The sequence below is a fragment of the Pseudomonas sp. NPDC087346 genome (assembly GCF_044744235.1).
Classification (GTDB): Bacteria; Pseudomonadota; Gammaproteobacteria; order Pseudomonadales; family Pseudomonadaceae; genus Aquipseudomonas.
The window spans coordinates 39,074-64,299 of sequence record NZ_JBIUXX010000019.1 but is presented as its reverse complement, the minus strand read 5'-3'; the positions used below and the strand labels follow the sequence as shown (position 1 = coordinate 64,299).

Genomic DNA, 25,226 nt, shown 5'->3' with positions numbered 1-25,226 from the left:
TGAGTGTTACAGACGTTCGACCTGACTGGACTGCGCTTGGCAACAGGCATACCTTGGGGCCCTGAATTCAATGCTGCATAAGGACCCAGCCATGAGCCGTATTTTCGCAGACAACGCCCATTCCATCGGCAACACGCCGCTGGTGCAGATCAACCGCATTGCGCCACGTGGCGTGACCATTCTGGCCAAGATTGAAGGGCGCAATCCGGGTTATTCGGTCAAATGCCGAATCGGCGCCAACATGATCTGGGACGCCGAAAGCAGCGGCAAACTCAAGCCGGGCATGACCATTGTCGAGCCGACTTCGGGCAACACCGGCATTGGCCTGGCCTTCGTCGCCGCCGCCCGTGGTTACAAATTGATGCTGACCATGCCGGCCTCGATGAGCATCGAACGCCGCAAAGTCCTCAAGGCATTGGGCGCAGAACTGGTATTGACCGAACCGGCCAAAGGTATGAAGGGCGCAATCGAAAAAGCCGCCGAGATTGTTGCCAGCGACGCGGAAAAATATTTCATGCCGGCGCAATTCGAAAACCCGGCCAACCCGGCGATTCACGAAAAAACCACTGGTCCGGAAATCTGGAACGACACCGACGGCGCGGTCGATGTGCTGGTGGCCGGGGTCGGTACGGGTGGAACCATCACCGGCGTTTCGCGGTATATCAAGAATACCCAGGGCAAACCGATCCTTTCGGTGGCCGTTGAGCCCGCGTCTTCGCCAGTGATCACGCAAGCGCGCGCTGGCGAAGAGATCAAGCCGAGCCCGCACAAGATTCAGGGCATCGGTGCCGGGTTCGTGCCGAAGAACCTTGATCTGTCGATGGTGGACCGGGTTGAACTGGTTACCGATGAAGAATCCAAGGCCATGGCCCTGCGTCTGATGCAGGAAGAAGGGATTTTGTGCGGCATCTCTTGCGGGGCCGCGATGGCAGTTGCGGTACGTCTGGCTGAAACCCCGGAAATGCAGGGCAAGACCATCGTCGTGATCTTGCCGGACTCGGGCGAACGCTATCTGTCGAGCATGCTGTTCAGTGATCTGTTCACCGAGCAGGAGAATCAACAGTAAATCGAGTTGATTCAAATCAGCCCAGGTTCAGGATCGTTATGTTAATTAATGCTTTATTGCGCAATCCTTAACACTGAATCTTGGGTTGGACGGGTTTTTCCCGAGGCCGGTAGTGTTTATCATGGCCGGCTGCCATGCCGGGTAAAGGGCATTGCGCAGCGTTGTCTTTATTCAAGGAGTTGTTGATGACCTTTTCGTTTGCCGCCAAGGCGTTTGTGCTGTTGCTGTTTCTGGGCAGCACGCTCTATGTGCATTTGCGCGGCAAGGCGCGTTTGCCGGTACTGCGTCAGTTCGTCAATCACTCGGCGCTGTTCGCTCCGTATAACGCATTGATGTACCTGTTCTCCGCCGTGCCGTCGAAGCCTTACCTGGATCGCAGCAAGTTTCCCGAGCTGGATGTACTGCGCGACAATTGGGAAGTGATCCGCGAAGAAGCCATGCACTTGTTCGATGAGGGCTACATTCGCGCGGCCGAAAAGAACAACGACGCCGGTTTTGGTTCGTTCTTCAAGAAGGGCTGGAAGCGTTTCTACCTCAAGTGGTACGACAAACCGCTGCCATCGGCCGAAACCCTGTGCCCGAAAACCGTGGCACTGGTCAGTGCGATTCCCAACGTCAAAGGCGCGATGTTCGCGTTGTTGCCGGGCGGCAGTCACCTGAACCCGCACCGCGACCCGTTTGCCGGTTCCCTGCGTTATCACCTCGGCTTGTCCACCCCGAACTCCGACGATTGCCGGATCTTTGTCGATGGTCAGGTCTATGCGTGGCGCGACGGTGAAGACGTGATGTTCGACGAGACCTACGTGCACTGGGTCAAGAACGAAACCGACAAGACTCGCGTGATTCTGTTCTGCGACATCGAACGTCCGCTGAGCAACCGCTTCATGACCCGCATCAACCGCTCGGTCAGCGCCTGGCTAGGCCGCGCCACTGCACCGCAGAACCTTGACGACGAACGCGTCGGTGGCATCAACCAGGCTTACGCCTGGAGCAAGAACTTCAGCGACAGGTTCAGCGGCGTGGTCAAACAATGGAAACGCCGTAACCCCAAGGCCTACCGCATCATGCGCCCGGTGCTGGCCGTGGTGGTGTTGACGTTGCTGGGGTATTGGCTGTTCGGTTGAGGCTGGATGCAGAAATAAAAAAACCGCTCGTTTTGAGCGTTTTTTTCATGAAGAGAAAGTGAAAGAGGCGCCTGCGAGAACACCTCCTGGCTCCCCAACTGCTGGATTTACTAATGCCTCTCTAATACGGTGCAATTCCTTCTCGGACAACTCTCCGGAAGCACGCTTTCTACCAGCCTTTATCGATTTGGCGTTCGACGCCTTGTTTTCAACGACAGCTTTCATGGTGTCTCCGGCGTTGATCATTAAATGAACAGTGACCCGATACTAGTCTTAGTCAATTAGCTTCACAAGTCGGCCCTCTGGGTCGAACTCAAAACCCAGTTGGCGGTATAGGGCAATTACGCCAGGAAGAGGCTCCTGAATTTCGATTTGTGTACTGCCTATGATCCGCGCGAAATGAGTAACGGCGGTCAACGCGAACGTTGCTATACGGCTCTTGAGAGGGTGATCGTTTCCGGGTTTGCCCTCCAGACGCACAATTTTTACTCTCAATCGACTCTGATTAGGGTTCGCAAAGCAGAGCCCACATAACTCATGTTCAAACCAGATCGCCAAGTCGAAGCTCAATGGTTCTCTGGCTTTCCACTGCACAACATCATTCCAGGAAAAGTGAGGATCAAGCCATTGTTCATAAGCGCTCAACGCATGAGCGTCGATTGCTTCGAAACGAACTCTGGAATGATCGACATCTACGATGTCTCTCTGCTCCAGATCATCTTGCAGTTTCGCAAATGTAATAGCAGCCTGCTTCCTGGCCTGCGACCGATACAACTGATACCGCAAATATGTCCGTTCCTTTGGCATACGATCCCGAGCATTCCCTGTCTCCCCGTCGATGGGCAAAGCAGTTGTTCATCAGCCTATTCACCCTCCACCCACCTGTCGCTGCTGGCCCTTTGTCCAACTCATTGCAATCTGTGTCGCACGCTGGTTATAGTCAGCGCACGTGAGCCAAACGACTCACCTCCAGACCCTCAAAAAAAGATCAGCCCCAATGCCTGCATCCCTCATCAACGCGGTAGTCGATTCAGCGGTCAACGCTTGCGTCGTGCCGTGCGGGAATCAGCAGCCAAGGCAGATCAGTCATTACCCCCCACCTGTCAGTAGCACGCCGGTGTGCGCAGTCGTATCACCGCCGGGCGTTGGCGTTTCGGGCTGATCGGCATTTTTTGCTGACCCCGTGCCCGCCTGAAAAAACCTACTGAATTTCAGCTTCGGCTGAGTTGGCTATTTGCCTGACTACAGGTGGTATTCATGTTTGTCCTTTCGAAAAAGTCCGCGCTCGCGGCGACGTCCACGAGCCTGTTCGTTTTGCTGTGGAGCAGCGGGGCGATCTTCTCCAAATGGGGGCTGGCGCATGCGTCACCCTTTGCCTTTCTGCTGATTCGTTTTGTCATCGCTCTGTGCGGGTTGCTGCTGTTGGCGCCGCTTCTGAAACTGAAGCTGCCCAAGGGCGGCAGGCCGATGCTGTATGCGATCGCTACGGGTGTGGTGTTGTTGGGGGCTTATCAGATTTTCTATCTGCTGGCGTTGAACACCAAGGTCACGCCCGGAGTGATGGCAACGATCATGGGCGTGCAGCCGATCCTCACCGTGGTGCTGATGGAGCGGCAACGTTCGGCGAGCCGGATGTTCGGTCTGGCGTTGGGGCTGGCCGGTCTGATCATGGTGGTTTACCAGGGGATCGGATTGGCCGGGATGTCCTGGGCGGGCATGCTGTTCGGCCTGCTGGCGCTGGCGAGCATGACGCTCGGTTCGATCATGCAGAAACGCATCACCGACAATCCGCTCGGCACGCTGCCGGTGCAGTATCTGGCCGGGTTGCTGTTATGCGGGATCTTCGTGCCGTTCCAGCCGTTTCACTTCGAGCACAGCGCGGGTTTCATCGTGCCGGTGTTGTGGATGGGGCTGGTGGTTTCGGTGCTGGCGACGTTGTTGCTGTATCGCTTGATCGCCCGGGGCAATCTGGTGAATGTCACCAGCCTGTTCTATCTGGTGCCGGCGGTGACAGCGGTGATGGACTACCTGATTTTCGGTAATCGGCTGGCGGCGTTGAGCGTGCTGGGGATGTTGTTGATCATCGTTGGTCTGGCGTTTGTGTTTCGTAAACCCAACTGATAATTAGCGGCTGTTCAGTCGCCTTCGCGAGCAGGCTCGCTCCCACATTGGAATACATTCCCCTGTAGGAGTGAGCCTGCTCGCGATAACAATTTCAGTTGCAATGAAATTTAACGGGCCACTGCATCAGCAGACTTCACCACCGCAGGCTTCAACACCAGCCACAACGCCAGCGCAATCAACACCCCGCCATACACATGTGCCATCGACAGCGGCTCATCGAGAAACAGCGCGCCCCACAATACGCCGAACGGCGGAATCATGAAGGTCACGGTCATCGACTTCACTGGCCCGATCGAGCTGAGCAAGCGGAAGTAAATAATGTACGCAAACGCGGTGCAGCCCAAGCCCAACCCCAGCAGCGACAACCAGACATTCCAGCCACCCCAACTGACCGGTGGCGCAGTGATCACGCTGTAGCCGAACAGCGGCAGCAGAAACAACGTCGCCCCAAGCATGCTGCCCAGTGCCGAAAGACGGCTATCGAGGCCACCGGCCTGATCCAGCCAGCGGCGTGCGAGGAATCCGGCGAAGCCATAGCAAGTCGTCGCAAGCAGGCAGGCGACCGCGCCCATCAGCAATTGCAGATCGAATGCCACGGGGCCAGCGCGAGTCAGTACGCCGACACCGAACAGGCCGAGGAACACTCCTCCGAGTTTGGCCGGAGTCAGTTTTTCACTGAAGAACAATCCGCCGATCAGCACACCCATCAATGGCGTGGTGGCGTTGAAGATTGCCGAATAACCAGCCGGCAGCACTTGTGCGGCAACCGAATACAGCGTCGCCGGAATACCCGAGTTGATGACGCCCAGCAGCATCACGGTTTTCAGTTTGCCTTTGAAATCCCAACTGACGCGCATCAGCCCGAGGATCACCAACAAGCCGGTGGCGGCAATCGACACGCGGAAAAAACCGGTGGGAATCGTGCCGATCACCGGGGCGATGATCCGCATGAACAGAAAGCTTGCACCCCAGATGGCCGCCAACGACAACATCCGAAAAATATCGACAGGGCTCACGGAGCTCTCCTTGCTTGATGGGGACGAGAGTGTTGCCGAGCGCCTTGTCGATGGCAACCGCTAATCGGGCATTTAACTTTTGTGAAGGTCAGGCTCACCGCGAAAACATGCCGGCAGCACGGCGCCGTATGGGATTTGGCAGAAATTGCACTTTTCCTGCGGCCGGTTCCATGACTAAGCTCAGGCTTCCGAGCCCTGATCCCCGAATGCAAGCAGAGGTTTCATCTATGCCGCAGCAATGGCCAGCCACCGACATCGCCCGCCTGATCCTTGAGGGCTTTGACGATTACCGCGAGCATTTCCGGCGGATCACTGACGGTGCGCGGGAGCGCTTCGAGCAGGCGCGCTGGCAGGAGACGCAAACTGCGTCGGCGGCACGGATCAATCTCTATGAAGAAAAGGTCAGCGAGACCATCGCCCGGCTCGGCGAGCATTTCGACAGCGAGACATTGATGAATGTCAGCTGCTGGCCACTGGTGAAAAGCGCGTATATCAGCGTCATCGACCTGCGCTTCGACGATGAGCTGTCCGAGACCTGGTACAACTCGATTTTCTGCGGGTTGTTCAGCCATGACCTGATCAGCGATGGCTGCATGTTCATCCACACCACACGACCGAGCCTGCGCCGCGCCCGGGCCGCACAAACCCGCACTTACAAACCACAGGGCCAGTTGTCGTCGATGCTGGCGAGCATCTTTTCCGACTACCGTTTCAGTGAGGATTACGCTGATTTGCCGGGCGACTTGCAACGGCTTGAAACACAGTTGCGCGAGAACCTGCCGGACTGGGTGTGCAAGGACCCGGAACTCAGCGTCGAGCTGTTTTCTTCGGTGTTGTATCGCAACAAAGGCGCGTATCTGGTCGGGCGCATCTACACCCGCGACGAACAGTGGCCGCTGGTGATTCCGCTGCTGCATCGCGAAGGGCGCGGCATCCAGATCGATGCGCTGATCACCGACGAAGCCGATGTGTCGATCATCTTCTCGTTCACCCGTTCCTACTTCATGGTCGATGTGCCGGTGCCGGCCGAGTTCATTGGCTTCCTGCGGCGCATCCTGCCCGGCAAGCACATTGCCGAGCTGTACACCTCCATCGGTTTTTACAAGCACGGCAAGTCCGAGTTCTATCGGGCGCTGATCAATCATCTGGCCAACACCGACGACCAGTTCATCATGGCCCCGGGCGTGCGCGGGATGGTCATGAGCGTGTTCACCCTGCCGGGTTTCAACACCGTATTCAAAATCATCAAGGACCGTTTCTCGCCTTCGAAAAACGTCGACCGCGCCACGGTGATCGAGAAATACCGATTGGTGAAAAGCGTCGACCGGGTAGGGCGCATGGCCGATACCCAGGAGTTCGCCGATTTCCGTTTTCCGCTGAGCAAGTTCGATCCGGCGTGCTTGGAGGAATTGCTGGAAGTGGCGCCGTCCACGGTCTCGGTGGAGGGCGAAACCGTGTTGATCCGCCACTGCTGGACCGAGCGCCGGATGACCCCGCTCAACCTGTATCTGGAAAACGCCAACGAAGCCCAGGTGCGCGAAGCACTGGAGGATTACGGTCTGGCAATCAAACAACTGGCGGCGGCGAACATCTTTCCCGGCGACATGCTGCTGAAAAACTTCGGTGTCACCCGGCACGGGCGCGTGGTGTTCTATGACTACGACGAAATCTGCTTTCTGACTGAGGCCAACTTCCGCCACATCCCGACGCCACGTACCCCGGAAGATGAAATGGCTTCCGAGCCATGGTATTCAATCGGGCCGCTGGACGTGTTCCCGGAGGAGTTCCCACCGTTCCTGTTTGCCGACTCGGGGCAGCGCAAGTTGTTCGATCAGTTGCACGGCGAGTTGTACAACGCCGATTACTGGAAAAGCCTGCAAGAGGCGATTCGCGCCGGAAAAATCATCGACGTCTTCCCGTATCGGCGCAAAGGGCTGGATAACGAATAACCCTGTAGGCGTTGCCGAAGGCTGCGATCCTTTGACTTTGTTTTTATAAAATCACATCAAAAGATCGCAGCCTGCGGCAGCTCCTACAGGGGAAGCAGGCCAATTCAGGGCAAATCTGCGACAATCGCCCCCCTGCGCCACTAGACGACTGAATTGCGTACCTGATGACCGACGAATCGCCCTCCATCGACAAACTGTTGAAAAACCTCGATCACGCCATGCTTGCCGACCGTCACCGGCTGCGGCGGCAGTTGCTTGAGCTGCGCAAGAAACCCGACGAGGCCAAACTGGCCCAATGGGTGGTGCGCATGCAGGCGTCCTGCGATCAGGTACTGGCGCGCAAGGCCAGCCTGCCGGTGATTCGTTACGACGACAGCCTGCCGATCGCCGCCAAACGCGACGAAATCAAGGCTGCGCTGGAAAAGCATCAGGTGCTGATCATCGCCGGCGAAACCGGCTCGGGTAAAACCACCCAGTTGCCAAAGATCTGCCTGGAAATCGGCCGTGGCCAACATGGTTTGATCGGTCATACCCAACCTCGACGGATTGCCGCACGCAGCGTTGCCAGCCGGGTTGCCGAAGAGCTCGGCACGCCGCTGGGTTCGCTGGTCGGCTATCAGGTGCGCTTCGAAGATCAGAGCGATTCCAACACCCTGATCAAACTGATGACCGACGGCATTCTGCTGGCGGAAACCCAGAACGACCGCTATCTCGAACGCTACGACACGATCATCGTCGACGAAGCCCACGAACGCAGCCTGAACATCGATTTCCTGCTCGGTTATCTGAAAACCCTGCTGCCGCGCCGTCCCGATCTGAAAGTCATCATCACTTCGGCGACCATCGATCTGGAGCGCTTTTCCAAGCACTTCGACGACGCGCCGATTGTTGAAGTGTCCGGGCGTACCTTTCCGGTCGATACCTGGTATCGGCCGCTGACGCTGGAGCAGGACGAAGAGGGCAACCGCGTCGAAGATGACCTGACCGTGGATCAGGCGATTCTCGCGACCCTCGACGAAATCGCCGATTTTGAACGCAGCGAACGACGCAGCCCCGGCGATGTGCTGGTATTCCTGCCCGGCGAACGAGAGATTCGCGACGCCGCCGACATGCTGCGCAAGGCGCAAATCAAACACACCGAAATTCTGCCGCTGTACGCCCGTTTGTCGCCGGCCGAGCAGCAGCGGATTTTCCAGTCGCACCCGGGCCGCCGCGTGGTTTTGGCGACCAACGTTGCCGAAACCTCGCTGACCGTGCCGGGTATCCGTTACGTGATCGACAGCGGTACGGCGCGCATCAGTCGTTACAGCTATCGCGCGAAAGTGCAGCGCTTGCCCATCGAAGCGATTTCCCAGGCCAGCGCCAATCAGCGTAAAGGTCGCTGCGGCCGGGTCGAGCCGGGCATCTGCATTCGTTTATATAGCGAAGAAGATTTCATCGGTCGGCCGGAATTCACCGACCCGGAAATTCTGCGTACCAACCTCGCGGCAGTTATTTTGCAGATGCTGCATTTGCGCCTCGGCGAGATCACCGCATTCCCGTTTATCGAACCGCCGGACGGCAAGGCGATCAGCGACGGTTTTAACCTGCTGCAAGAGTTGTCGGCGGTTGATCGCAACAGCCAGTTGACCCCGCTCGGCCGCCAACTGGCGCGTCTGCCGGTGGACCCGCGCATGGGCCGCATGCTGCTGGAAGCGGCGAAGCTCGGCAGTTTGCAGGAAGTGTTGATCGTCGCCAGTGCGATGTCGATTCAGGACCCGCGCGAGCGTCCGCCGGAGCGGCAACAAGCCGCTGATCAGGCCCACGCACAATGGAAGGATATCGACTCGGACTTCGCCGGGCTGGTCAATCTGTGGCGCGGTTTTGAAGAACAGCGCCAGGCGCTGACCGCCAGTCCACTGCGCAACTGGTGCCGCAAGAATTTCCTCAATTACCTGCGTCTGCGCGAGTGGCGGGATTCCCATCGCCAGTTGAGCCTGATCTGCCGCGACATGCAGTTGAGCATCAATAAAGAGCCGGCGGATTATCCGAAACTGCACAAAGCGGTGCTGGTCGGTCTGCTCAGCCAGATCGGTCAGAAAACCGAGGACGGCGATTACCTCGGCGCCCGTCAGCGGCGTTTCTGGATTCATCCGTCATCGGGCATCGGCAAGAAGCGCCCGCAATGGATCATGGCCGCCGAACTGGTGGAAACCACCAAGCTGTATGCGCGGATGGTCGCCAAGATTGACGCCGACTGGATCGAGCCGCTGGCCGGGCATCTGATCAAGAAAAACCACTTCGAACCGCACTGGGAGAAGAAGCGCGGCCAGGTTGTAGCGTTCGAGCAAATCACTCTGTTCGGCCTGATCGTGGTCGGCCGTCGGCCGGTGCATTACGGCCCGGTGGACCCGGTGGTCTCGCGTGAATTGTTTATCCGCGAAGGTCTGGTGCGCGGCGAGATTCAGTCCAAAGCCAAATGCCTGACCGAGAATACGCTGCTGCTGGAACAGCTCGACGAGCTGGAAGCCAAGGCCCGTCGCCGCGATATTCTGGCCGACGAAGAAACCTTGTATGCGTTCTACGACGCACGCTTGCCGGCGGAGATTCACCAGACGGCGACGTTCGACAGTTGGTATCGCGTCAACAGCCAGAAAGACCCGCAACTGCTGATCATGCGCGAAGAAGACGTGCTGGCCCGCGAGGCCAGTGAAGTCACCGCGCAGCATTATCCGGACACCCTGCATATCGGTGATCTGGAGCTGGCCCTGTCTTATCATTTCGAACCCAATCACCCGCGTGATGGCGTGACCCTGCGCGTACCGGCACCGCTGTTGCCGATGTTGCCGCCGGAGCGTCTGGAATGGCTGGTGCCGGGGATGATCGAGGCCAAGTGCATTGCGCTGGTGCGTAACCTGCCGAAGGCCTTGCGCAAAAACTTCGTGCCGGTGCCGGACTTTATCAAAGCCGCTCTGCAACGCATGACGTTTGCCGAGGGCTCGTTGCCGCAAGCGCTGGGGCGTGAATTGTTGCGCATGACCGGAGCGCGGGTCAGCGATGAAGCCTGGGCCGAAGCCGAGCAGCAGGTCGAAGGGCATCTGCGGATGAACCTGGAAATCGTCGACGGCCAGGGCAAGTTCCTTGGCGAAGGACGCGATCTGGCCGAGTTGACCGCACGTTTCGCCGAAGCCAGTCAGGCTGCTCTGGCGGTGCCGCAAACGGCGAAAAGTCAGCAGCCGGTGGAGGCCAAGGTCTTCGCTCCGGTCGCGGAAAAGACTCAGCAGAAGATCGCCGGGCTGTCGATGACGGTGTATCCGGCGCTGGTGGAAGAGGGCGGCACGGTCAAGGAAGGACGTTTCTCGACCCCGGCCGAAGCCGAGTTCCAGCATCGCCGCGCCTTGCAGCGTCTGTTGATGCAGCAATTGGCGGAGCCGGCCAAGTTCCTGCGTACCAAGTTGCCGGGTATCACCGAGCTGGGCCTGTTGTATCGCGAACTGGGTCGGGTCGATGCGCTGGTCGAAGACATTCTGCTGGCCAGCCTCGACAGCTGCATTCTTGAAGGCGAAGACCCGTTGCCGCGCGATGGTGCGGGGCTTGCCGCACTGGCCGAACGCAAGCGCGGCAGTTGGACCGAGCACGCCGAGCGCGTGGCGCGGCTGACGCTGGAGATTCTCAAGCTCTGGCATGGTCTGCAAAAACGCTTCAAGGGCAAGATCGACCTCGCGCAAGCGGTGGCACTGAACGACATCAAGCTGCAACTGAGCAATCTGGTTTACCCGGGATTTGTCCGGGAAACGCCGATGCAGTGGCTTAAGGAGCTGCCGCGTTATCTGAAAGCGGTCGAGCAGCGTTTCGAAAAGCTCGGCGCACAGGTGCAGAAGGATCGCGTCTGGAGCGGCGAACTGGCCGGTCTCTGGAGCCAATACCAGACCCGCGCCGCCAAACACGCGCAGGAAGGCAAGCGCGACCCGCAGCTTGAGTTGTACCGCTGGTGGCTGGAGGAATACCGGGTTTCGCTGTTCGCCCAGCAGTTGGGGACTAAAATTCCGATCTCCGACAAGCGTCTTAACAAGCAGTGGACGCAAGTCGAGCCCTAAACCTGAACTGTACACACCCATGTAGGAGCTGCGGCACGCTGCGATCTTTTGACTTTGTTTTTTAAGGTCAAGATCAAAAGATCGCAGCGTGCCGCAGCTCCTACCGGGTCTGGATGATTGCGGTTGCTCTTGAGAAAGGGGCCAAAACCTTGGGTTTATGGCAAACTTCGCGACCATAAACGCCGGTTTCGCGACCCAGAGCCCTCGGCCAGGTTTGCGCAACGGAATAAAGCGATGTCAGGTCCGCGTCCCCCAAGGGGAATCGACCCTTTATGTGTTGGTACGTCGGTGCCAGCGCTTTCTGCCTGAACAGATTAGAGAAACGACCATGCATAACGTCGTCATCAGCGGCACCGGCCTGTACACCCCGGCCAACAGCATCTCCAATGAAGAGCTGGTGCAGTCTTTCAATACCTACGTCGCGCAGTTCAACGCCGACAACGCCGACGCCATCGCCAGCGGCGAAGTCCAGGCTTTGACCGAATCCAGCGCTGCGTTCATCGAAAAAGCCTCGGGTATCAAGAGCCGCTTTGTCATGGACAAGGACGGCATTCTCGACCCTGCGCGCATGGCGCCACGTCTGCCAGAGCGTTCCAACGACGAATGGTCGGTGCTTTGCCAGATGGCCATCGGCGCTGCCGAACAGGCTTTGCAGCGCGCCGGCAAGACCGCCGCTGACATCGACGGTGTGATCGTCGCCTGCTCGAACCTGCAACGCGCCTATCCGGCCATCGCCATCGAAGTCCAGGAAGCGCTGGGCATTCAGGGTTTCGGTTTCGACATGAACGTTGCCTGCTCGTCGGCAACCTTCGGCATTCAGGCTGCGGCCAACAGCGTGCAACTGGGCCAGGCCCGGGCGATCCTGATGGTCAACCCGGAAGTCTGCACCGGTCACCTGAACTTCCGTGACCGCGACAGCCACTTCATCTTCGGTGACGCCGCGACTGCGGTGATCATCGAGCGTGCTGATCTGGCTACTTCCAAGCACCAGTTCGATATCGTCAGCACCAAACTGCTGACCAAGTTCTCCAACAACATCCGCAACAACTTCGGTTTCCTCAATCGTGCGGCGGAAGAGGGCATCGGTGCCCGCGACAAACTGTTCGTGCAGGAAGGCCGCAAGGTGTTCAAGGATGTCTGCCCGATGGTCGCCGAGCTGATCGCTGCGCATCTGGAGGAGAACAAGCTCAACGTCGGTGACGTGAAGCGCTTCTGGCTGCACCAGGCGAACCTGAGTATGAACCACCTGATCGTGCGCAAACTGCTCGGTCGCGAAGCTACCGAAGAAGAAGCCCCGGTGATTCTCGACACCTACGCCAACACCAGCTCTGCGGGTTCGGTGATTGCATTCCACAAGCATCAGGACGATCTGGCCAGCGGTTCGCTGGCGGTACTGAGCTCGTTCGGCGCCGGTTACTCGATCGGTAGCGTGATCCTGCGTAAACACTGAGTTTGCCCTGAAAAGATCGCAGCCTGCGGCAGCTCCTACACTTGCGGTTTGAATCCGCACTTGTAGGCGCTGCCGCAGGCTGTGATCTTTTGCTTTCGACCATCTGAAAACGAGGCATCAATGGCCGCTACGGATGACACCCAATTGCTCGAACGCCTGTTATTGGGCGAGCAGAAGGCTTTCAAGGAATTGGTCAGTACCTACCAGAGCGCCATGCGCGCCGTGGCCTACGCCATCGTCGGTCAACGTCACGTCGAAGAAGTGGTGCAGGATGCCTGGCTATCGGTGGTTCGGCATATTGGTAGCTTCGAAGGTCGCTCCAGCCTCAAGACCTGGCTGCTGACCATCACCGCCAACTCGGCCAAGAGTCGCTACAAGCAAAACCGCCGTGAAGTGCTGATGGATGACCTGCCTTCGCCCCACGGCACCATCGATGACGATCGCTTTTCCCCTGGTGACGGCCATTGGCTGGTGGCGCCGTTCGCCTGGCATCAGGACACGCCTGAAGCGTTGCTCACCGAAAGCGAATTACGCGAATGCCTCGAACACACCTTGCTCGGTTTGTCGGAACTGCAAAGCAGTGTTTTGCTGTTGCGCGAACGTCAGGGGCTGGAACTGGAAGAGATCTGTAATCTTCTGGAGATCTCGCTCTCCAATGTCCGTGTGCTGCTGCATCGTGCGCGGCTGAAAGTCTTCGCCACGGTGGAGCATTTTGAGGAGACCGGCGAATGCTGACCTGCAAGGAACAAGTGGCGCGTTCCAGTGATTATCTCGATGGCCAATTGAGCTTTCGCGAGAAACTGCTGGTGCGTCATCACCTGATGTTTTGCCCCAACTGCCGACGTTTTATCCGCCAGATGCGCCTGATGCAGGCGACATTGAAGGCGATGCCGGAAAAACCCGAAGAGGGCGTTGAAGCGCTGGCTGAACGCTTGGCCGAGCAACGGCGCAAGGATCGATCCTGAGCAAACACGGTTCAGTGGAATAGCCCGGCGCGGATGAAACGAACGGATGATGGGGATCGTCCCGCCCGCGCCAGGCTATAAGGTGAAGCGTTTTAGAACTTCGCTTCTGCGTCCAGTTGCAGGGTGTTGATGTCGGAGTCGGTCTTCTTCAGGCTGGCGTTGGTGTAGTCCGAGTTCGCCATGAAGTAGGTCGCGCCGAGGGTGAAGTTCTTGTCCAGCTCGTAGCTGACTTTCAACTTGCTGCCACGGGAACCGGTGTAGCCGTTGGCGAAGTCGGAGTCGGTGAAGGCACCCACCACCGCGTTACGCTGTACGTCACGATAGTTGTAATCGATGCCGAAGCCATAAACCTTGGTCTTCACGCCGGCCAGCCAGCCAGTGTCCTGATCGTTGCTGGCGTCTTTGTTGTTGACGTACTGACCGTAGATCGACAGCGGTACTGGCAGGTTGGCGACGTCCAGTTGACCGAAGCCTTCATACAGTTTGAAGGTTTCGTTCGGGCTGTTGCCGTTGACGGCCAATGCGCAAGGAGCAGTAGCGGTGCCGCTGGTAGGGCAGGCGCTGTCCTTGTCGTTGTCGTAGGAATAGAGACTGCCGCCCACGGTCAGTTTCAGGCTGTCGGTCAGTGCAAAGCGACCGCCCAATTGGCCAGCGTACAGACGCAGGTCGTGTTTGAACTGCACACCTTCGCCGTCAACGTTGTCCTTCAGGGTGTAGTGACCGGCGCTACCGAACAGCTCGGTGCTGCCGTTCAACGGATATTTGTAAGTGACGGCCAGACCTTCCGGGTTGATGTCGCTGTCCCAGATGATGTCGCCCATGCTGACCCACGGCTGGTTCATCTTGCCGCCGATCAGGTGCAGGTTTTTAATCGCGTCAGGGTGGTAGTCGACGTAACCCAGGTCGAGCCAGATCTGCTTCTTGTCGAAGTAGTTGTTCAAGTCCTGGTTGGTGGAGCGTGCGTCGTCGCTGCTGCCGGTGGCGATACGGATGCCGGTGTCGACTTGCGGGTTGATCTCGCTGTAAGCACCCAGACGGGCACGAATGCGCTGACGATCCTGGTCCTTGCTGTTCGGCACGCCATCGTTGTGCACGGTTTCTTCACGGAAGCGCACATCACCCTTGAACTGGGTCTTGGCAGCCCAGGCCAGTTTTTGATCGAAAAGGCTTTGTTCGTCGTTTTTCTTCGCGACCGCCGCGACTTGTTGATTGGTCTCTTGCTGCGCCTGCTGCGCGATTTGCTGGTCCTTCTGATCCTTCGCCAGTTCAGTTTGCAGCTCTACGTACTGCGCCTGGGAAATCGAACCGTTAGCCTTGAGCATGTCGAGCAGTTTGGCGTCGACTGCGGCACTGGCCGGAACACTCATGGCCAGCAACAGGCCACCGCACAGGGCCGCCGCAGTTTTCGTGGAAGCAAGACGCATAGCAATCTCCGAAGATGAGAGGGGATGGCTGAACCATCCAGGGCACAACCGACGGTTGAAGGTCGGAAAACAGTGTCCGGGTAGAACCCGGCGCTCTAAAAACAGGCGCCAGTATCGCGATGGTTTATGACAGAGCAGTGGCTAAGTGATGTCATCTCGGTGACGATACAAAGTCGTCCTGAACTATTGATTTAGAGCGCTGTCGTCCGATTGCGGGTGTGCAATGCACAGCGATAGGCGATACTCGCGGGGCTTTGAAGCCCGGAAGTGGAGAGTCATTTGATGCCGTTGCAACGCCTGCAAAGTCTGTCGGAAATTGCCCCGTCGACCTGGGACGCCCTGGTGCCCGAGACTCAGCCATTTCTGCGGCATGCCTTTCTTGGCTCACTCGAAGACAGCGGCAGCGTTGGCCCGCACACGGGCTGGCAAGCAGAGCATTTGCTGCATTTCGAAGACGACCGATTGATCGCGGCGTTGCCCGCTTATCGCAAGTGGCATTCCTACGGCGAGTACGTGTTCGATCATGGCTGGGCTGACGCCTGCGCCCGCGCCGGCATTGATTACTACCCGAAACTATTGAGCGGCGTACCGTTCAGTCCGGTCAGCGGTCCCCGGTTATTGGCGGCCAATGTCGAGGACGGTTTCGAGCTGCTGAAAAGCCTGCCGGGCTACCTTGAAATCGAAGAGCTCTCCAGCGCTCACATCAACTTCACCGACCCGTTCACCGACGCCGCGATGGCCGAACAGCCAGGCTGGTTGCAGCGCATTGGTTGTCAGTATCACTGGCAGAATCGCGGTTATCGCGACTTCCAGGATTTCCTTGATGTCCTCAGCTCACGCAAGCGCAAACAGATGCGCAAAGAGCGTGAGCAAGTGGCCGGGCAGGGCTTCGAGTTTGAATGGCTGGAAGGGCGCGAGCTGGACGAGTCGCAGTGGGATTTTGTCTACGCCTGCTACGCCAACACCTACGCGGTGCGTCGGCAGACGCCGTATCTGACACGGGAGTTTTTCAGCCTGTTGGCTGAGCGCATGCCGGAGTCGATTCGTGTGGTGCTGGCCAAGCAAGGCTCACGGCCGGTGGCGATGGCTTTCAGTCTGGTGGGCGGTGACAGTTTTTATGGTCGCTATTGGGGTTGTCTGGCCGAGTTCGATCGACTGCACTTCGAGACCTGTTTCTATCAGGGCATGGACTATGCGATCGCTCACGGGTTTCAGCGTTTCGATGCCGGTGCTCAGGGCGAACACAAACTGATTCGCGGCTTCGAACCGGTGATTACCCATTCGTGGCATTACTTGCGCCATCCCGGGTTGAAAGCAGCGGTCAAAGACTTCCTGCACCAGGAGCGTGCTGGTGTGCTGGCCTATGCCGAAGAGGCAAAAAGCGCCTTGCCCTACCGCCAAACCTAGATCCCCCTGTAGGAGCTGCCGAAGGCTGCGATCTTTTGACTTTGCTTTTAAAACACAAGATCAAAAGATCGCAGCCTTCGGCAGCTCCTACAGGGATCTCCTCTAGCTTGAGGTATCTTCCTTGCCCAGCCAGCGATAGATCCCGCCGCCGACCACCGCACCCAATAGCGGCGCCACCCAGAACATCCACAACTGCGCGATAGCCCAGCCACCAACCATCAGCGCCGGACCGGTGCTGCGGGCCGGGTTGACCGAGGTATTGGTGACCGGAATCGAGATCAGGTGGATGAGCGTCAGGCCCAGGCCGATGGCGATGGGCGCGAGGCCCGGTGGAGCACGTTTGTCAGTGGCGCCGAGGATGATGATGACGAACATCGCGGTCATCACCAGCTCTGTGACAAACCCCGCCCCCATCGAATATTTACCGGGTGAATGCTCGCCATAGCCGTTGGACGCCAGGCCGGCGGCAATGTCGAAACCCTCCTTGCCGCTGGCGATATGAGCGATCAGCGCTGCCGCGAGAATCGCCCCAAGCACTTGGGCGATGATGTAGGCGGGCAGTTCTTTTGCGGGGAATCGACCCCCAACGAACAGACCGACCGAAACGGCCGGATTCAGATGGCATCCGCTGATGTGGCCAATGGCAAATGCCATGGTCAGCACCGTCAGACCAAACGCCAGGGCCACCCCCAGCACCCCGATTCCCAGCGGTGAAGACGCGGCGATCACCGCGCTGCCACAACCACCCAAAACCAACCAGAACGTACCCAACAACTCAGTAACTGAACGTTTGAACAGAGACATGAGAGAGTCCTTGATAGGCGTGCTATCGAGACTGCATCGAGTTGTGCTTCCTTGCAGAATTACGACAGGTTCATCTCCAGAACCTTGGCTGAGTACAGCAGGGTTTCTGTGGATTTCCAGCATGCACAAAAAACCGCCAGAGCCCGTGGTTAATGGGCTGGGGCGGTTTTCGATGATCCCTGTGGGAGTGAGCCTGCTCGCGATAGCGGTGGGTCTGACAGCAATGTTGGTGACTGACACTCCCTCATCGCGAGCAGGCTCACTCCTACAGGTTTGCGGTGGACCGAGCATCAATCGATGCCGACAAAGCCGCCGGTCTGATGCGCCCACAACCGGGAATACAACCCGCCATGCGCGAGCAGTTCAGCGTGGGTGCCGCTTTCGGCAATCTGGCCGTTTTCCAGCACCACCAGCCGATCCATGCGCGCAATGGTCGAGAGGCGGTGGGCGATGGCGATCACGGTTTTGCCCTGCATCAGGGTTTCGAGGCTTTCCTGGATCGCCGCTTCGACTTCAGAGTCCAGTGCCGAGGTCGCTTCGTCCATGATCAGGATCGGTGCGTCCTTGAGCAGCACTCGGGCAATCGCGATGCGCTGGCGCTGGCCGCCGGACAACTTCACCCCGCGCTCGCCGACATGCGCGTCGAAACCTGTGCGGCCCTCGGCGTCGGAAAGCAGCGGAATGAACTCGTCGGCGCGGGCCTTGTGCACCGCCTCCCAGAGTTCGGCGTCGGTAGCGTCGGGCTTGCCATACAACAAGTTATCGCGGATCGAACGGTGCAGCAGCGAGGTGTCCTGAGTGATCATGCCGATCCGCTCACGCAGGCTTTCCTGACCGACTTCGGCGATGTTCTGGCCATCGATCAGAATACGTCCGCCCTCGACGTCATACAGTCGCAGCAGCAGATTGACCAAGGTCGACTTGCCGGCGCCGGACGGGCCGATCAGACCGATTTTCTCCCCCGGTTTGATGTTCAGGTTGAGGTCGCCGATGATGCCTTTCTTCTTGCCGTAGTGAAAATCCACCTGCTCGAAACGCACTTCGCCACGGGCCACCGCCAGCGGTTTCGCCTGCGGGTGATCGGTGACGCTGACCGGTTGCGAGATGGTCTGCAAACCGTCCTGAACCATGCCGATGTTTTCGAAAATACCTGTCACCACCCACATGATCCAGCCGGACATGTTGACGATGCGAATCACCAGACCGGTTGCCAGCGCAATCGCGCCGACAGTTATCAGCGATTGCGTCCACAACCACAGCGCCAGCGCCGTGGTGCCGACGATCAGCAGGCCGTTCATGGCGGTGATCGCCACGTCCATGCTGGTGACCACACGGCCCGCCAGTTGCGACTTGACGGTCTGTTCTTCGATGGCTTCCTTGGCGTAGTGCTGCTCGAAATTGGTGTGGGCGAACAGCTTCAGCGTGGCGATGTTGGTGTAGCCATCGACGATCCGGCCCATCAGTTTCGAACGCGCATCGGACGCCTCGACCGAGCGTTGCTTGACCCGTGGCACGAAGTAATAAAGTGCGCCGATGTAGGCGACGATCCACATCAGTAGCGGGATCATCAGGCGCCAGTCGGCCTCGGCGAACAGCACCAGCGCACTGATCGCGTAGATCAGCACATGCCACAACGCATCCACCGCTTGCACGGCGGAGTCACGCAGCGAGTTGCCGGTCTGCATGATGCGTTGGGCAATGCGCCCGGCGAAATCGTTCTGGAAGAAGTTCAGGCTCTGTTTGAGCACGTAGCTGTGGTTCTGCCAGCGAATCATGCTGGTCATCCCCGGGCTCAGGGTCTGATGCACCAGCAGGTCGTGCAGGCCGAAGAAAATCGGCCGCAGCACTAACGCAACCACGACCATCCAGGTCAGTTCGAGGGCGTGGTCACTGAAGAAATTCGGGTTTGGCGTACCTTGGGTCAGATCGATGATCCGGCTCAGGTAATTGAACAGCGCCACTTCGATCAGCGCGGCGAACAGGCCGACCACCAGCAGGGCGGCAAAACTTGGCCAGACCTGTTTCAGGTAATAGATATAGAAGGGTAGAACCCGATCCGGCGGGGCTGCCGTCGGGGCTTCACGGAATATGTCGATCAGTTGTTCGAAACGGCGATAGAGCATCAGATAATCGCCCGGATACGGGCTCTCCTTTTATCAGTGTGAGCGGCGCGGGATCAGGCCGTCGCCGCTCTATATGCCCTGAAGAACTCAGTCGATGACTTTGGCCGACTTGATAACTACAGGGTCGCTAGGCACGTTTTGCATGCCGCTTTTGGTGGTGGTTGGCGAGTTGACGATGATGTCGACCACGTCCATGCCCTTGACCACTTTGGCGAATACCGCGTAACCGGCATCACGGCCCGGGTCGAGGAAATCGTTGTCCTTCACGTTGATGAAGAACTGGCTGGTGGCCGAGTTTGGATCGGAAGTACGGGCCATCGACAGCGTGCCACGGACGTTATGCAGACCATTGCTGGCTTCGTTCTTGATCGGTGCCTTGGTTTCTTTCTGTTGCATCTGTTGAGTGAAACCGCCGCCCTGCGCCATAAAGCCCGGGATCACGCGGTGAAAGATCGTGTTGTTGTAGAAGCCGCTGTCGACGTATTCAAGGAAGTTCTTGGTACTGATCGGTGCCTTGACCGGATCCAGTTCGAGTTCGATCTGGCCATTGGTGGTGTCCAGCAGCACGTGCGGAGCCTTGGCCGGAGTGGCTGCCATCAGGTTGGCGGCAAACAGCACGGTGCCGGCGGCGAGGGCGAGTTTTTTCAGCATGGGTCAGTGATCCTGAGATTGAATATCGGCTGCGGCGAGAAACTCCAGCAGCGTTTGATTGAAGCGTTGCGGTTGATCGAGCGGGGTGGCGTGGCGTGAATCGGCGATCACCACCAGCCGCGCATCGGGCAGCAGTTTTACATAGGTTTCTTTCAGCGCGACGGGCGTGTAGTCACGGTCGGCGCTGATGACGAGCGTTGGACAGGTTACCCGGGAAAGTCGTTCCTGAACCCCCCAGCCAACAATCGCATCGAAGCTGGCGAGATAAGCACGTTTGTCGTTTTTTGCCCAGCGTTCAGCCATTTTCTGTCGAAGATCAGCTTGTTCCGGCTTGGGGAAAAGCTTGCCACCCAGCGCCTTGCCGATGGTTGCGAGGCTGAGCACGCGCATCAGACTCCAGCGCTTGAACCACTGCCAATAGTCGTCGCGGCTGCGCACTTTGACTTCGGGGGCGCTGTTGACGATGGTCAGGCTCTTGAGCATCTGCGGCTGATCAACGGCGAACTGAAAACCGATCATCCCGCCCATGGACAGGCCGACGTAATGCACCGGACCAAGCTGCAAATGCTCGACCAGCGCAATCAGGTCGGCACTGAAGCCGGCGATGCTGTAGCGCTCGCGGGGTTTGTCCGAACGACCGTGGCCGCGAATGTCCGGGACGATCACCCGGTATTGCGCGGCCAGTGCCGGAATCTGCATTTCCCAGTCCAGCGTGCTCGAACCGAGCCCGTGAACCAGCAGCAACGGCGTACCGTGGCCATATTCCTCGTAGTGCAGGTTGCAACCTTCATGCTCGAAATAGGCCATCGGTGAACTCCGTGTCAGGCTTGTTCAGGGGCGGCGAACGGTGCGTCCAGCGGCAAAGTGTCGAAGGTGCGCAGCAGTTCGATGAGGATCTGCGTGGCCGGGCCCAGTGGTTTGTCCTTGTTCGAATACAGATAGAAGCTCGGGTTGCGGCTGCCGCCCTGATCCAACGGTAGCAGCTTGAGCGAGCCTTCTTTCAGTTCGCGTTCGATCATGTGCCGGGGCAACCATGCAAAGCCCAGACCGCTGCTGACAAAGGTCGCGGCGGTGGCGAGGCTGCCGACGGTCCAGCGCTGTTCGGCGCCGAGCCAGCCGACATCGCGTGGCTGCTGGCGGCCGGAGTCGCGGATCACTACTTGCATCTGGGTTTCCAGGTCCTGGAAGCTCAGTTCGCGGTTGAGCCGATGAAGAGTGTGGTCAGGGTGAGCGACGGCGACAAACTCGACGTCACTCAATTCCGCACCCAGATAGCCGGGAATGCTCAGACCGGTGATGGCCAGATCAGCCACGCCTTCGAGCAAGACTTCTTCGACCCCTGACAACACCTCTTCACGCAAACGTACCCGGCAGCCACGACTCTGCGGCATGAATGCGGTCAGCGCCCGGACGATGCGTGCGCTCGGGTAGGCCGCATCGACCACCAGCCGTACTTCGGCCTCCCAGCCTTGCTCCATGTGGTGGGCGAGGTCTTCAAGTTGGCTGGCCTGTTTCACCAGTTGCCGCGAGCGGCGCAGCAGCACGCCACCGGCTTCGGTGAGCACCGCTTTGCGCCCGTCGATGCGCAGCAAAGGCACGCCGAGCTGATCCTGCATGCGGGCGACGGTGTAGCTCACCGACGATTGCGAACGGTGCAAGGCCTCGGCAGCCTGGGCGAATCCGCCGTGGTCGACCACGGCCTGCAATGTTCGCCATTGATCAAGGGTCACGCGGGGCGCTTTCATCAATAGCTCCTCTTGTCCTAAGCTGGCCGTCCCTCATGGAGACTGCCGAATGAATAGATTCTGTTGTGTGTTGCTGGCGTTGCTGCCGCTGACGGCGTTTGCTTACCCGATTGATGTGCAGAAAAATCTCAACGGGTTGAAGATCGACTACGAAACCTACGACACCGATACCGACATCGGCTCGATCAAGGTCGTCAACTACGGTGATGTCGATGCGGTCTGCAAAGCCGTGTTCAGCAACGGCCCGGAAGCACCACGCACCCGCTCACTGGAGATTCCGGCTGGCAAACATAAAAACGCCACGGCCAAATTTTCCCGCTCGATCATCAAGCTGCGTATCGAGCTGAACTGCACCCCTAAATAAAGATTGTTCCCTGTAGGAGTGAGCCTGCTCGCGATTGCGGAGTGTCAGTCAACCTGGATGTAGCTGAAACACCGCAATCGCGAGCAGGCTCATTCCTACAAAGGGATGGGTTGCATATAAACGAATTATTCGATGCTTTGCAGCAATTATTTGCGCTTTTTCATCGATACGACTCTGTTTAATCTCGACTCCATCGACTTACAACATTCTCGGATGGAGCCTACACAGCATGTCCCACGTTCTGATCATCGAAAGCAGCGCCCGTCAGCAAGACTCGGTTTCCCGCCAGTTGACCCAGACCTTCATCAAACAGTGGAAAGCTGCACACCCGGCTGATCAGATCACCGTGCGTGACCTTGCCGTCAACCCGGTGCCGCATCTGGACAGCAACCTGCTGGGCGGCTGGATGAAACCCGCCGAGCAACGCAACGCCAACGAACAATCCTCGCTGGATCGCTCCAACGAGTTGACCGACGAACTACTGGCCGCCGACGTGCTGGTGATGGCCGCGCCGATGTACAACTTCGCGATCCCGAGCACCCTCAAGGCCTGGCTTGACCATGTGCTGCGTGCCGGCGTGACGTTCAAGTACACCGAAACCGGCCCGCAAGGCCTGCTCAGCGACAAGCGTGCCTACGTGCTCACCGCTCGCGGCGGGATCTACGCTGGCGGCCCGGCGGATCACCAGGAACCGTACCTGCGTCAGGTGATGGGCTTCATTGGCATCCACGACGTGACCTTCATTCACGCCGAAGGCATGAACCTGGGCGGTGATTTCCACGAGAAGGGCCTGAATCAGGCCAACGCCAAACTGTCCCAGGTCGCTTGATATGTTAATCGCCAGATAATCACCGGATGGTCTAGTGACCTGGCGCAACCCCTTCAAGGTTCCACGCGCATCGAACCTCCCTTTGCACTTTTTGCTCCTGAGTGCTGTAGCCCGATTGAACGCATTTGCGAGATCGGGCTTTTTTTTGCCAAAAAATCCCCTGAGCAACACTGGACCCTGTGGGAGCGGGCTTGCCCGCGATTGCGGAGTGTCAGCAAACAAATATTTGTCTGGCACACCCTCATCGCGGGCAAGCCCGCTCCCACAGGGATCCAGGTTGTTGGAAGGTTCGCGGTCTAGCGTAAAACCCGCTATCGTCGCCGCCATTCGAAACAGAGGCGACCATGGGCTATCTACTTTTTGTCACGCTGATCCAGGCGTTTTCCTTCAGTCTGATCGGTGAATACCTGGCAGGTCATGTCGACAGCTACTTCGCCGTGCTGGTGCGCGTGGTGCTGGCCGGGCTGGTGTTTATCCCGCTGACCCGCTGGCGCTCGGTCGAGCCGTCGTTCATGCGCGGCATGCTGATAATCGGTGCGTTGCAGTTCGGCGTGACTTACGTCTGCCTGTACCTGAGCTTCCGTGTGCTGACGGTGCCGGAGGTGCTGCTGTTCACCATCCTCACGCCGCTGCACGTGACGTTGATCGAAGACGCATTGAACCGGCGCTTCAATCCATGGGCACTGGTCGCCGCATTGGTGGCTGTCGGTGGTGCGGCAGTGATTCGTTATGACCGGATCAATCCCGACTTCTTCATGGGCTTCCTGCTGCTGCAACTGGCCAACTTCACTTATGCCGCCGGGCAGGTGATGTACAAGCATCTGGTGGCGAAACACCCAAGCGATCTGCCGCATTACCGGCGTTTCGGTTTCTTCTACCTCGGCGCATTGGCGGTGGCATTGCCGGCGTTTCTGCTGTTCGGTAAAACCAATTTCCTGCCCGAAGCACCGCTGCAGTGGGGCGTACTGGTCTTCCTCGGTCTGGTTTCGACTGCGTTGGGCCTGTACTGGTGGAATAAAGGCGCGTGTCTGGTCAACGGCGGCACGCTGGCGGTGATGAACAATCTGCATGTGCCGGTGGGCTTGCTGCTGAATCTGCTGATCTGGAACCAGCACGAGGAACTGGGAAGGTTGTTCCTCGGCGGCATCGTGATTCTGGCGGCGGTGTGGATCAGTCGGTTGGGCGTACGGCGAGTTGCGCCAGCAGAAACTCGATAAACGCGCGGGTCTTCTGCGGCACCCGCCGCGCTGATGAATACACCGCGTTGATGCTGATCGCCGGGGCTTGCCATTCGCACAGCACCGACACCAGCCGACCTGCCGCCAGCGCCTCTTCGACGATGAAGTCCGGCAGCAGGGCGATGCCCATCCCGGCCTCGGCCGCCTGCGCCAGCAAATCCCCGTTGTTGGCGTGCAACGGCCCGGTGACGTTGACCCGTTGCATCTCTTTGCCGTTGCTCAATTGCAGGCTGACGCCACTTTGCAGATAGCCGTAGTTCAGGCATTTGTGCGTGCGCAGGTCCTGCGGTGAATGCGGAACTCCTTCACGCTCCAGATAGGCGGGGGAGGCGACCATGATTCGCGGTGCTGGCGCCAGTTGCCGGGCAATCATGGTTGAGTCGGGCATGCTCGCAATGCGGATGGTCACGTCAAAGCCTCCGCGCACCGGATCGACCTGCTGATCGCTGAGCACCAGTTGCAACTCGATGTTCGGGTGCAGCTCATGGAACAGCGGAATCAACTTGCCCAGACGCCGCAAGCCGAACGACATCGGCGCGTTCACCCGTAGCACCCCGCGTAACTCACCGATCCCGTCCCGCGCCCGCTGTTCGGCTTCGTCCAGCGCGGCAATCACTTCGCGCGCCGCTTCGAAATACTCCGCGCCGGCCTCGGTCAGATGCAAGCTGCGCGTGGTGCGATGCAGCAGTTGCACGCCGATGGCTTCTTCCAGTGCCTGAATCTGTTTGCTGACTTTCGAGCGCGGCACATCCATGGCCCGGGCTGCGGCGGCAAAGCCGTTCTCGCCAACCGTCACCACGAAGGCGCGCATGCATTCGATGCGATCCATGATTGTCCCTGTTTTAGAATCAATGATTCTCGATTTTATGGA

22 protein-coding genes are annotated in these 25,226 nt (G+C 58.5%); 12 read left to right on the top strand and 10 right to left on the bottom strand.

All coding sequences use genetic code 11. From position 1 onward, the window contains the following. Positions 1-91: 91 nt before the first annotated feature. Both cysK and ACIOZM_RS13935 read left to right on the top strand, forming a co-directional pair. Complete coding sequence (cysK, locus tag ACIOZM_RS13940; RefSeq protein WP_401214601.1) at positions 92-1,066, top strand: cysteine synthase A; 975 nt, start codon at positions 92-94, stop codon at positions 1,064-1,066. Between the two features lie 185 nt (positions 1,067-1,251). Beyond that, complete coding sequence (locus ACIOZM_RS13935) at positions 1,252-2,190, top strand: aspartyl/asparaginyl beta-hydroxylase domain-containing protein (RefSeq protein ID WP_401214600.1); 939 nt, start codon at positions 1,252-1,254, stop codon at positions 2,188-2,190. Positions 2,191-2,235: 45 nt separating this feature from the next. On the opposite strand, the gene ACIOZM_RS13930 is transcribed toward ACIOZM_RS13935, so the two are convergent. Together ACIOZM_RS13930 and ACIOZM_RS13925 are read right to left on the bottom strand one after the other, a co-directional pair. Continuing rightward, positions 2,236-2,415 carry a hypothetical protein gene (locus ACIOZM_RS13930; RefSeq protein ID WP_401214597.1) on the bottom strand — a complete coding sequence of 60 codons (180 nt, stop codon included), beginning with the start codon at positions 2,413-2,415 and terminating at the stop codon, positions 2,236-2,238. A 48-nt stretch (positions 2,416-2,463) separates the two neighbouring features. Next, on the bottom strand, positions 2,464-2,997 hold the full coding sequence (locus ACIOZM_RS13925; RefSeq protein WP_401214595.1) for a hypothetical protein: 534 nt from the start codon (positions 2,995-2,997) through the stop codon (positions 2,464-2,466). 450 nt (positions 2,998-3,447) lie between these two features. On the opposite strand from ACIOZM_RS13925, the gene ACIOZM_RS13920 reads away from it, so the two are divergent. After that, positions 3,448-4,311, top strand: a complete 864-nt coding sequence (locus tag ACIOZM_RS13920; protein ID WP_401214592.1) for a DMT family transporter — start codon at positions 3,448-3,450, stop codon at positions 4,309-4,311. A 110-nt stretch (positions 4,312-4,421) separates the two neighbouring features. Here ACIOZM_RS13920 and ACIOZM_RS13915 read toward each other — a convergent pair whose 3' ends face one another. Next, the gene (locus ACIOZM_RS13915) at positions 4,422-5,330 is read right to left on the bottom strand and encodes a DMT family transporter (RefSeq protein ID WP_401214589.1); all 909 of its coding nucleotides are present in this window, start codon (positions 5,328-5,330) and stop codon (positions 4,422-4,424) included. Between the two features lie 227 nt (positions 5,331-5,557). Here ACIOZM_RS13915 and aceK point away from each other — a divergent pair, with 227 nt between their 5' ends. From aceK to ACIOZM_RS13890, 5 genes are all read left to right on the top strand, one after another. Beyond that, positions 5,558-7,279, top strand: coding sequence for a bifunctional isocitrate dehydrogenase kinase/phosphatase (gene aceK / locus ACIOZM_RS13910; RefSeq protein WP_401214587.1), 1,722 nt, complete (start codon positions 5,558-5,560; stop codon positions 7,277-7,279). Between the two features lie 164 nt (positions 7,280-7,443). Further along, positions 7,444-11,355 (top strand): ATP-dependent RNA helicase HrpA, encoded by a 3,912-nt coding sequence (hrpA, locus tag ACIOZM_RS13905; protein WP_401214584.1) that lies wholly within the window; start codon positions 7,444-7,446, stop codon positions 11,353-11,355. 328 nt (positions 11,356-11,683) lie between these two features. After that, positions 11,684-12,805, top strand: coding sequence for a beta-ketoacyl-ACP synthase III (locus ACIOZM_RS13900; RefSeq protein ID WP_401214581.1), 1,122 nt, complete (start codon positions 11,684-11,686; stop codon positions 12,803-12,805). A 120-nt stretch (positions 12,806-12,925) separates the two neighbouring features. Further along, on the top strand, positions 12,926-13,540 hold the full coding sequence (locus ACIOZM_RS13895; protein ID WP_401214578.1) for an RNA polymerase sigma factor: 615 nt from the start codon (positions 12,926-12,928) through the stop codon (positions 13,538-13,540). After that, positions 13,534-13,770: an anti-sigma factor family protein gene (locus tag ACIOZM_RS13890; protein ID WP_401214575.1), complete on the top strand. Its 237-nt coding sequence runs from the start codon at positions 13,534-13,536 to the stop codon at positions 13,768-13,770. The genes ACIOZM_RS13895 and ACIOZM_RS13890 overlap by 7 nt, the downstream gene beginning before the upstream one ends. Positions 13,771-13,862: 92 nt before the next feature. On the opposite strand, the gene ACIOZM_RS13885 is transcribed toward ACIOZM_RS13890, so the two are convergent. Next, positions 13,863-15,194, bottom strand: a complete 1,332-nt coding sequence (locus ACIOZM_RS13885; protein ID WP_401214572.1) for a putative porin — start codon at positions 15,192-15,194, stop codon at positions 13,863-13,865. A gap of 282 nt (positions 15,195-15,476) precedes the next feature. Here ACIOZM_RS13885 and ACIOZM_RS13880 point away from each other — a divergent pair, with 282 nt between their 5' ends. After that, positions 15,477-16,601 (top strand): GNAT family N-acetyltransferase, encoded by a 1,125-nt coding sequence (locus ACIOZM_RS13880; protein WP_401214569.1) that lies wholly within the window; start codon positions 15,477-15,479, stop codon positions 16,599-16,601. Positions 16,602-16,703: 102 nt separating this feature from the next. On the opposite strand, the gene aqpZ is transcribed toward ACIOZM_RS13880, so the two are convergent. The 5 genes from aqpZ to ACIOZM_RS13855 all read right to left on the bottom strand — a co-directional run bounded on the left by aqpZ (position 16,704) and on the right by ACIOZM_RS13855 (position 21,924). After that, positions 16,704-17,405 (bottom strand): aquaporin Z, encoded by a 702-nt coding sequence (aqpZ, locus tag ACIOZM_RS13875; protein ID WP_401214566.1) that lies wholly within the window; start codon positions 17,403-17,405, stop codon positions 16,704-16,706. Between the two features lie 290 nt (positions 17,406-17,695). After that, complete coding sequence (locus ACIOZM_RS13870) at positions 17,696-19,528, bottom strand: ABC transporter ATP-binding protein (protein ID WP_401214563.1); 1,833 nt, start codon at positions 19,526-19,528, stop codon at positions 17,696-17,698. 87 nt (positions 19,529-19,615) lie between these two features. Next, positions 19,616-20,179, bottom strand: coding sequence for a peptidylprolyl isomerase (locus ACIOZM_RS13865; protein ID WP_401214560.1), 564 nt, complete (start codon positions 20,177-20,179; stop codon positions 19,616-19,618). A gap of 3 nt (positions 20,180-20,182) precedes the next feature. Continuing rightward, complete coding sequence (locus ACIOZM_RS13860) at positions 20,183-20,986, bottom strand: alpha/beta fold hydrolase (RefSeq protein ID WP_401214558.1); 804 nt, start codon at positions 20,984-20,986, stop codon at positions 20,183-20,185. A 14-nt stretch (positions 20,987-21,000) separates the two neighbouring features. Next, on the bottom strand, positions 21,001-21,924 hold the full coding sequence (locus ACIOZM_RS13855) for a LysR family transcriptional regulator (RefSeq protein ID WP_401214555.1): 924 nt from the start codon (positions 21,922-21,924) through the stop codon (positions 21,001-21,003). 49 nt (positions 21,925-21,973) lie between these two features. Here ACIOZM_RS13855 and ACIOZM_RS13850 point away from each other — a divergent pair, with 49 nt between their 5' ends. The 3 genes from ACIOZM_RS13850 (at position 21,974) to ACIOZM_RS13840 (ending at position 24,334) form a co-directional block, all read left to right on the top strand. After that, the gene (locus ACIOZM_RS13850; RefSeq protein ID WP_401214552.1) at positions 21,974-22,288 is read left to right on the top strand and encodes a 3-phosphoglycerate kinase; all 315 of its coding nucleotides are present in this window, start codon (positions 21,974-21,976) and stop codon (positions 22,286-22,288) included. Between the two features lie 229 nt (positions 22,289-22,517). After that, positions 22,518-23,117 carry an FMN-dependent NADH-azoreductase gene (locus ACIOZM_RS13845; RefSeq protein WP_401214549.1) on the top strand — a complete coding sequence of 200 codons (600 nt, stop codon included), beginning with the start codon at positions 22,518-22,520 and terminating at the stop codon, positions 23,115-23,117. A gap of 344 nt (positions 23,118-23,461) precedes the next feature. After that, positions 23,462-24,334 carry a carboxylate/amino acid/amine transporter gene (locus ACIOZM_RS13840; RefSeq protein WP_401214547.1) on the top strand — a complete coding sequence of 291 codons (873 nt, stop codon included), beginning with the start codon at positions 23,462-23,464 and terminating at the stop codon, positions 24,332-24,334. Here the strand turns inward: ACIOZM_RS13840 and ACIOZM_RS13835 are convergent. Then, a complete protein-coding gene (locus ACIOZM_RS13835; RefSeq protein ID WP_401214545.1) occupies positions 24,288-25,184 on the bottom strand; it encodes a LysR substrate-binding domain-containing protein in 897 nt (298 codons plus the stop codon). The two genes, ACIOZM_RS13840 and ACIOZM_RS13835, sit on opposite strands and share 47 nt — an antisense overlap. Between the last annotated feature and the right edge of the window lie 42 nt (positions 25,185-25,226).